Raw genomic sequence first — 7088 nt, 5'->3', positions numbered from 1 at the left:
CCACACACCACCGTCATGTCCGGCAGTGTGGCACCCTGCTCCGGGCCAACAACATGTACAATACCCTGGCGAATATCATCCATCTTGAACTCAGTAATGCCAAAGTAGTCACAATTGGCATCCAGTGTTTCAACTTGGAGACGTGCAATTGGATCTGCAATACCCGATTGACGATCGGTGGTCGGTATATTGTGGTCGGGGGTCGCAAGATTAGCATCGCTGCGCCACACGTTACGACCTGAGAGACGTAACCCCTCAAAGGCCTGTGGTGAAGTGACTTCATGCACCAAGTGGCGATCAATATAGATGAGGGAGGCCCCCCCTTCATCCTCACGCACCACGTGTGCATCCCACAATTTATCGTACAACGTTTTTGCTGTCATAACTTCTCCCCTTCTAAAGCCTTACCCACAATTGTAACGCCGCTATCATCATTACACAAATGACTTATTTTCATGTAATCTATTCCAAAAAGGAATATAGATGCAGTATAACCATCTCACCGCATTCATCGCGGTTGCCAAGTGCCACTCATTTTCTCGGGCATCCGAGCAGCTATTTCTGAGCCAATCGGCAATCAGCAAGCGTGTTGCAGCACTTGAGTTAAGTTTAAGGTGTCAACTTTTTGATCGAATAGGCCATAAAGTCACCCTAACAGCAGCGGGCAACAGCCTACTACCACGGGCATACGATTTAATAAGCCGAATGGAGGATTGCCAACGAGTGATCAGTAACCTATCGGGTAAGGTAGAGGGGAGACTGAACCTTGGCACCAGCCATCACATAGGAATACACTACTTACCCGCCATTCTCAAAAAATACACTCAACAATACCCCAATGTTGAGCTTAAACTCCACTTCATGGAGTCAGAGCATATCTGTAGTGCCGTCGCCCAAGGAGAGATAGAGCTCGGCATCGCGACACTACCGGATACGCCAGCAGAGAGCCTCACGCTAACCAAAATATGGGATGATACGCTTGTTTTTGTCTGTGGTGAGGGACACCCGTTAAACAAAAATAATACCCTTTCAATTGAGCACCTCGCTCACTATCCCGCCATTTTGCCGCCACAGGAGAGCACTACCTACAAAGTTCTACAGACGCTTTTCACCCACAACAATCTCAAGCTAAATACCAGCATGGAGAGCAGCAACCTTGAAACAATAAAAATGATGGTATCCATTAATCTTGGCTGGAGCCTGCTACCAAAAACCATGCTCTCAAAATCCATTGTAAAACTTGTGGTTAAAAAAGTTGAATTAATGCGTAAACTAGGCATTATCAATCACAGGGAGAGAAGCCTTTCAAATGCAGCATCCAGGCTAATTACACTGATAACTGCAAAGAGTAAAGGCCCTACCACTAACAACGGAGTGGATAAATAATGATCAATCGACCACCTTTTAAAAATATTGCAATCACTACGATTTTCCTTCTGCTTACGCTTGCCTCACCTGTCACACTCAGTGCTGATATTGAAGCGGGTCGCGCTCTGGCGACTGTCTGCAACCATTGCCACTTAGATAACAGTGGCAGCTCAACGCCAAAAATTGCCGGGCAACACGAAAACTACCTTATCGAGCAGCTGCTCGCTTACCGCAGTGGAAAACGAAAAGATAAAATCATGGAGACGGTTGTCAGTCGCCTAAAAGGGGAGAACGACATCCGTCACCTCGCCGCCTATTACGCCAGCCTCTCCCCAGTGGCGGGCAACAAAACCACGCATCAAAATTCATTAGGCCATGATGTATTCAGAAATAAAAGTCGTTGCGACCAATGTCACGGTAGTAACGGAGAAGGAAATTCCCTCGCCAAACCCATTATTCCTGCCATTGCCGGCCAAAATAAAGATTACATCGTAAAGCGACTGATGGAATTCCAGACCCAAGGCCCACACCAATCAGCTAACAGCCCTATGCCACAAGTGGCCAAGCAACTGGATATCATCGATATTTTCTCAGTCTCTGAGTACGTTAACGACCTGTAGCAGGCGATAGATCATTAAACATTACGGGAGCAGTTAACGCTCCCGAATCCCCCACCATGTAACCGCGAAGGCTAAAACACTGAGTAGCGCTGCAATATTAAAACTTGCGGTAGCACCTAATCCCTGCCAGCTATAACCGGCATAAAGAGAGCCGGCCACCCCACCCAAGCCAAAGCTGACACTGGTATAAAGCGCCTGCCCACGCCCCTGATGCTTACCGACAAAATAACGATGGATAAGCTGTATAGCCACCGCATGATAAATACCAAAGCTTGCGGCATGAAAAAGCTGAGCAATCACCAGCAGTAACAATGAATCAACAAACTGCCCGATCATCCACCAGCGAATTGTGGTCAAAAAGATCGAAAACAGCAACAAGTTCCGCAAGCCAAAACGAGGGACAAGGCGGTGCATAATCATAAACACACCAACCTCGGCAATCACCCCCAGTGCCCACAACCAGCCGATCAAAACAGAGCCGTAACCCGCCTGCTCCAGATAGAGCGTATAAAACACATAGTAAGGGCCGTGGCTCGCCTGGTTAAGGAAGCAGATCATCAGCAGTGCAATAACCGCAGGTTTCAGCAAAACCTGACGCAGGGATTCAGACGCTATCGGTGAGTGGGCTGCGGCCTGTTCAGGCACTGAAAGACTCGACAACCAGATAACCACCATGGTTGCCAGCATGATTATCGGCATCCACTGCTGTCCATATTGTGACAACAGCGGCCCTACTGAGATAACCGCCAGAATAAACCCCACGGAACCCCATAAGCGAATCGCGCTGTATCGATGCGGCTGGTCTCCAAGATAGCTCAAGGTGTTGGCTTCAAACTGAGGTAGGCAAGCGTTCCAGAAAAAACTAAATAGAAAAATGACTGCCATCAACCACCAGTATTGATTGGCAAAGAAGACCCCGGTAAAACAGAGTGCCGCCAGAAAAGAGCCGCCTCGCACAATCTGCATACGCCGGCCGGTGTGATCGGCAATCCACGCCCAGATGTTAGGCGAGACAATTTTGGTCGCCATCACCATCGCCATCAGCTCGCCGATTTCAGAGGGGTTGTACCCCAGACTATGCAGATAAGGCCCCCAGTAGGGAACGAGAACACCAATAGAGGCAAAATAGAAAAGATAAAAACCAGAGAGACGCCAATAAGGCACAGCTCCGACTGACATCGAAGCCGGGGTTTGATGCTCACTAGACAGGGCTAACGACTCGCAGGAATAAGAGGTGTTTCAGAACAGACACCTGCATTTTGCGCACGATGACGCAACAAATGATCCATCAATACGATGGCCGTCATAGCCTCAGCAATCGGCGTTGCACGAATACCGACACAGGGGTCATGACGACCCTTAGTAATCACCTCAATCGGCTCACCCTGCTTATTGATACTGCGCCCGGGGTTGAGAATACTGGAGGTTGGTTTTAGCGCAATGCTGGCTAGAATATCCTGGCCAGTGGAGATACCACCGAGGATTCCACCGGCATGGTTGCTCAGAAAACCTTCTGGCCTCATCTCATCTCGGTGCTCACTCCCCTTCTGCTCGATAGAGGCAAAACCATCACCAATTTCAACCCCCTTGACGGCATTGATACTCATCAGTGCGTGGGCCAAATCAGCATCAAGGCGGTCAAACACCGGTTCACCAAGACCAACCGGCACACCGGATGCGACCACATTGATTTTAGCGCCAATCGAATCACCGCTTTTACGCAGTGTATTCATGTAGGCCTCAAGCTCGGGAACCTTGCTAGCATCAGGCGCGAAGAAGGGGTTATTGGCGACTTCATTCCAATCCACCAAATCGACCTTAACAGGGCCAATTTGAGAGAGATAACCCCGCACCTCTACACCAAATTCACTCTTAAGGTATTTCTTGGCAATTGCCCCTGCAGCAACACGCATAGCAGTTTCGCGGGCTGAGGATCGACCACCACCACGGTAGTCACGAATACCGTATTTCTGCTCATAGGTGTAATCAGCATGTCCTGGGCGAAAGGTATCCTTAATATCTGAGTAATCTTTAGAGCGTTGATCGCTGTTTTCAATCAGCAGGCCAATCGGTGTGCCGGTTGTTTTTCCTTCAAACACGCCCGATAAAATGCGCACCTGATCAGGTTCGCGACGCTGAGTGGTAAAGCGAGAGGTACCGGGTTTGCGACGATCCAGGTCACCCTGCAAATCAGCCTCGTTCAGCAGCAATCCCGGGGGGCAGCCATCGACAATACAACCCAGTGCGAGACCGTGACTCTCACCAAAGGTAGTAACCGTAAAGAGTTTTCCAAAAGTATTTCCAGACATAGATGCCATTGTAACGGTTCTGGCAAACAACGAAAACCGTTGTCTGCTATCTACACTTAAATTATTCGGGTGGCTGAGGCGTTACAGCGGGTATAGGTGTTGTGGGGGACTCAACCATACTGGCATCGATAGTCGGCAAATTAAGAAAATTAGATGCCTCAGTGTAATGAATCGCCTCCGACTCTTTTGATATGGCCTCTTCAGCCTTTTTCTTTAACACAGTCAATGTAATACGACGATTTGCAGGGCTGTTTGGGTCATCTTTATCATGCAGTGCCATTGACGCTAAACCCACTACACGAACAATTTTATCGGGGCGCATCCCGCCACTCATCAACTGGCGACGCGAGGCATTGGCTCTATCGGCAGAGAGTTCCCAGTTAGAATACCCCGAGTCACTCTGGTAACGACGTGCATCGGTATGCCCCGCAATACTGATTTTATTGGGCACACTGTTCACCAACTTAGCAATCTCCCGCAAGATACTGCTCATATACCACTTAAGATGAGCACTCCCCACATCAAACATCGGGCGATTCTGCTTATCCATCACCGAGATACGCAGACCATCATTAGTCATCTCCATTAACATCTGCTCCCGATAGGGGCGCAGATCTTCATTTTTTTCGATGGCGTGCTCAATTTGCTCTTTCAAGTCGACCAATGCTTTCTGCTCAATCTCCTCCATTCGCTTCTCAACATCCGAATCCGTTGGAACAGCCGAATTTGCTGTCGCTTGTTCACGTGCAGGAGAAGCCTCCTGGCGCATCCCAAAAGCACCGGGGTCTAAGCGAATGGCAGACCCCATGTTAATGATTGCAGAGTTAGCCCCCTTATCTCCCCCGGTGACCGCAGTTGGATTATGAAAATAATCAGAAATGGCGCGCTTTTGCTCTTCATCGGTAACCGCTAACAGCCACATCAACAGAAAAAAAGCCATCATCGCGGTTACAAAATCAGCATAAGCGATCTTCCAGGCACCCCCACTGTGGCCGCCACCGCTCTTCTTGATTTTTTTAACAATTATGGGTTGGTTTTTATCCAGCATTAGAAGTTACTTACTACCCTTAACAAACTCCTCCAGCTCCAAAAAGCCGGGGCGAACACTCGGTAAAAGACTCTTACGGCCAAACTCAATCGCTACTTGGGGGTTGTAGCCATTCAGCGTTGCCAAAATACAGACCTTTATACACTGATAAAACTTACCCTCATCTTCACACACATCGCCCATCGCCTGAGCCAGCGGGCCAAAGAAGCCATAACCCAACAAAATTCCTAGAAAAGTTCCAACCAGAGCCGCAGCAACATGAGCACCAATCTCTTCAACCGGGCCACCCAGTGAACCCATGGTGATAACCACCCCCATAACCGCCGCCACAATACCAAAAGCGGGCAGGCTATCTGCCAGATTAGCCATGGCCGCACTCGGCATATGAGCCTCGTGGTGGTGAGTCTCTAGCTCAACATCCATCAAATTTTCTAACTCGAAGGGGTTCATCGTCCCCCCGACCATCAAACGAATATAATCACAAATGAACTCCACCACATGGTGGTCAGCCGAAATTTTGGGGTATTTATTGAATATCTCACTCTCCGAAGGCTCTTCAATATCCGCCTCCAGCGCCATCAACCCCTCTTTACGGGACTTACTGAACAACTCGTACATCAAACCCAACAGATCCAGATAGACCGTTTTGCTATAGGGAGAGCCTTTAAATGCCTTGACTACCTCCCTGGGTGTCACCTTCAAAATCTTGGGCGGGTTGCCCACAATGAAAGCACCCAGCGCACCGCCAAATATAATGACTAACTCAGCTGGCTGCCACAATGCTATCAAGACACCGTGCGCCATCAAGTAGCCACCGAGCACCATGGCCGTAACCATTATGTAACCAATAATGACTTTCATTTAATTTGTTGTATAGAAGCCTTTGCACGGGTGGATGTGCAAGACTCTCATCCTTATTTAATTATGGTTAAAGTTCAGAGGCTACTCGTGGAGGGTGCCAAACTTGATTGGTCACCGTAAAATCACCCTAAGCCCGACGTGCTTTCAGGTGGGTTATCGTCCCGCCACCTTTGATCTTTAGCCTCTAAAGATGGAATCACAGACAAGTCAAAAACAGGCAAAAATAGCACCCCTGACCTCCAGATAGAAACACGAGATGATGTGTAAAATATGGGTTTCACAATGAAACTAAAAATATTAGTGGCACCCGCAGGTTCGGTGGCTATTTTTTGTTTTGCTGTGGAATCAAGAGTTTGTGCAGCATACGTGTTTCTATCTGAGGATTAGGGGAGTACAAAGCATGTTGCTAAAAAGAGTATTCTAGTTTAACCTTCCCGGCTTCCTGGAGAAGTGTCCGAGTGGCCGAAGGAGCACGCCTGGAAAGTGTGTATCGGGGTAACTCGATCGAGGGTTCGAATCCCTCCTTCTCCGCCAATACAAAAAAACCGGTTCTTTGAAACCGGTTTTTGCGTTTAGCGCCCTGCTCTGCTACTAAGACCTGTCACTCTTCAGCGTGTTTATATTCCCCCTCAAATCGAGTGGTTTTCGTACACAAAAATTGAGTATGAAAATAACCAAGCGTTGGGATAAAGCTGAGTCGTTGCCAGGGCTGTTAAACTGCTTGCCCTGTTATACGAGTACATCAACATCGCTGACTAGGAGGCTGTCGGACTTAGGGTGAATCTACTGCGGAAAAGCCATTCAGGCCCATTTCTCCGATCATTTTCGTTGAATATGCTCAATATTCGCCTCAAACAATCAAAAAAATGGACTCAAAATGGC

At 48.3% G+C, this 7088-nt stretch carries 7 protein-coding genes and 1 tRNA gene; 3 read left to right on the top strand and 5 right to left on the bottom strand.

All coding sequences use genetic code 11. The annotated features are described in order from the left end of the window. On the bottom strand, positions 1–383 hold a 383-nt coding region (locus tag L3J94_12005), incomplete at its 3' end, for an aconitase family protein (GenBank protein MCF6219445.1). A gap of 100 nt (positions 384–483) precedes the next feature. Here L3J94_12005 and L3J94_12000 point away from each other — a divergent pair. Together L3J94_12000 and L3J94_11995 are read left to right on the top strand one after the other, a co-directional pair. Beyond that, positions 484–1386 carry a LysR family transcriptional regulator gene (locus L3J94_12000; protein ID MCF6219444.1) on the top strand — a complete coding sequence of 301 codons (903 nt, stop codon included), beginning with the start codon at positions 484–486 and terminating at the stop codon, positions 1384–1386. Continuing rightward, complete coding sequence (locus L3J94_11995; protein MCF6219443.1) at positions 1386–1988, top strand: cytochrome c4; 603 nt, start codon at positions 1386–1388, stop codon at positions 1986–1988. Before L3J94_12000 ends, L3J94_11995 begins: the two co-directional genes overlap by 1 nt. Before the next feature lie 33 nt (positions 1989–2021). Here L3J94_11995 and L3J94_11990 read toward each other — a convergent pair whose 3' ends face one another. The 4 genes from L3J94_11990 to motA all read right to left on the bottom strand — a co-directional run bounded on the left by L3J94_11990 (position 2022) and on the right by motA (position 6206). Next, positions 2022–3167: an MFS transporter gene (locus L3J94_11990; protein ID MCF6219442.1), complete on the bottom strand. Its 1146-nt coding sequence runs from the start codon at positions 3165–3167 to the stop codon at positions 2022–2024. A 32-nt stretch (positions 3168–3199) separates the two neighbouring features. Continuing rightward, a complete protein-coding gene (gene aroC, locus L3J94_11985; protein ID MCF6219441.1) occupies positions 3200–4297 on the bottom strand; it encodes a chorismate synthase in 1098 nt (365 codons plus the stop codon). Between the two features lie 61 nt (positions 4298–4358). Further along, complete coding sequence (gene motB / locus L3J94_11980) at positions 4359–5345, bottom strand: flagellar motor protein MotB (protein MCF6219440.1); 987 nt, start codon at positions 5343–5345, stop codon at positions 4359–4361. A 6-nt stretch (positions 5346–5351) separates the two neighbouring features. Continuing rightward, entirely contained in the window at positions 5352–6206 is an 855-nt protein-coding gene (motA, locus tag L3J94_11975) for a flagellar motor stator protein MotA (GenBank protein MCF6219439.1), read from the bottom strand. 444 nt (positions 6207–6650) lie between these two features. Here motA and L3J94_11970 point away from each other — a divergent pair. Further along, positions 6651–6740 (top strand) — tRNA-Ser (locus L3J94_11970). The last annotated feature ends 348 nt before the right edge of the window (positions 6741–7088 follow it).

The sequence above is a fragment of the Gammaproteobacteria bacterium genome (genome assembly GCA_021647245.1).
Lineage (GTDB): Bacteria > Pseudomonadota > Gammaproteobacteria > RBG-16-57-12 > RBG-16-57-12 > JAFLJP01.
Note: the sequence above shows the minus strand (reverse complement) of the source record. Positions and strands in the feature narration are given on the sequence as shown.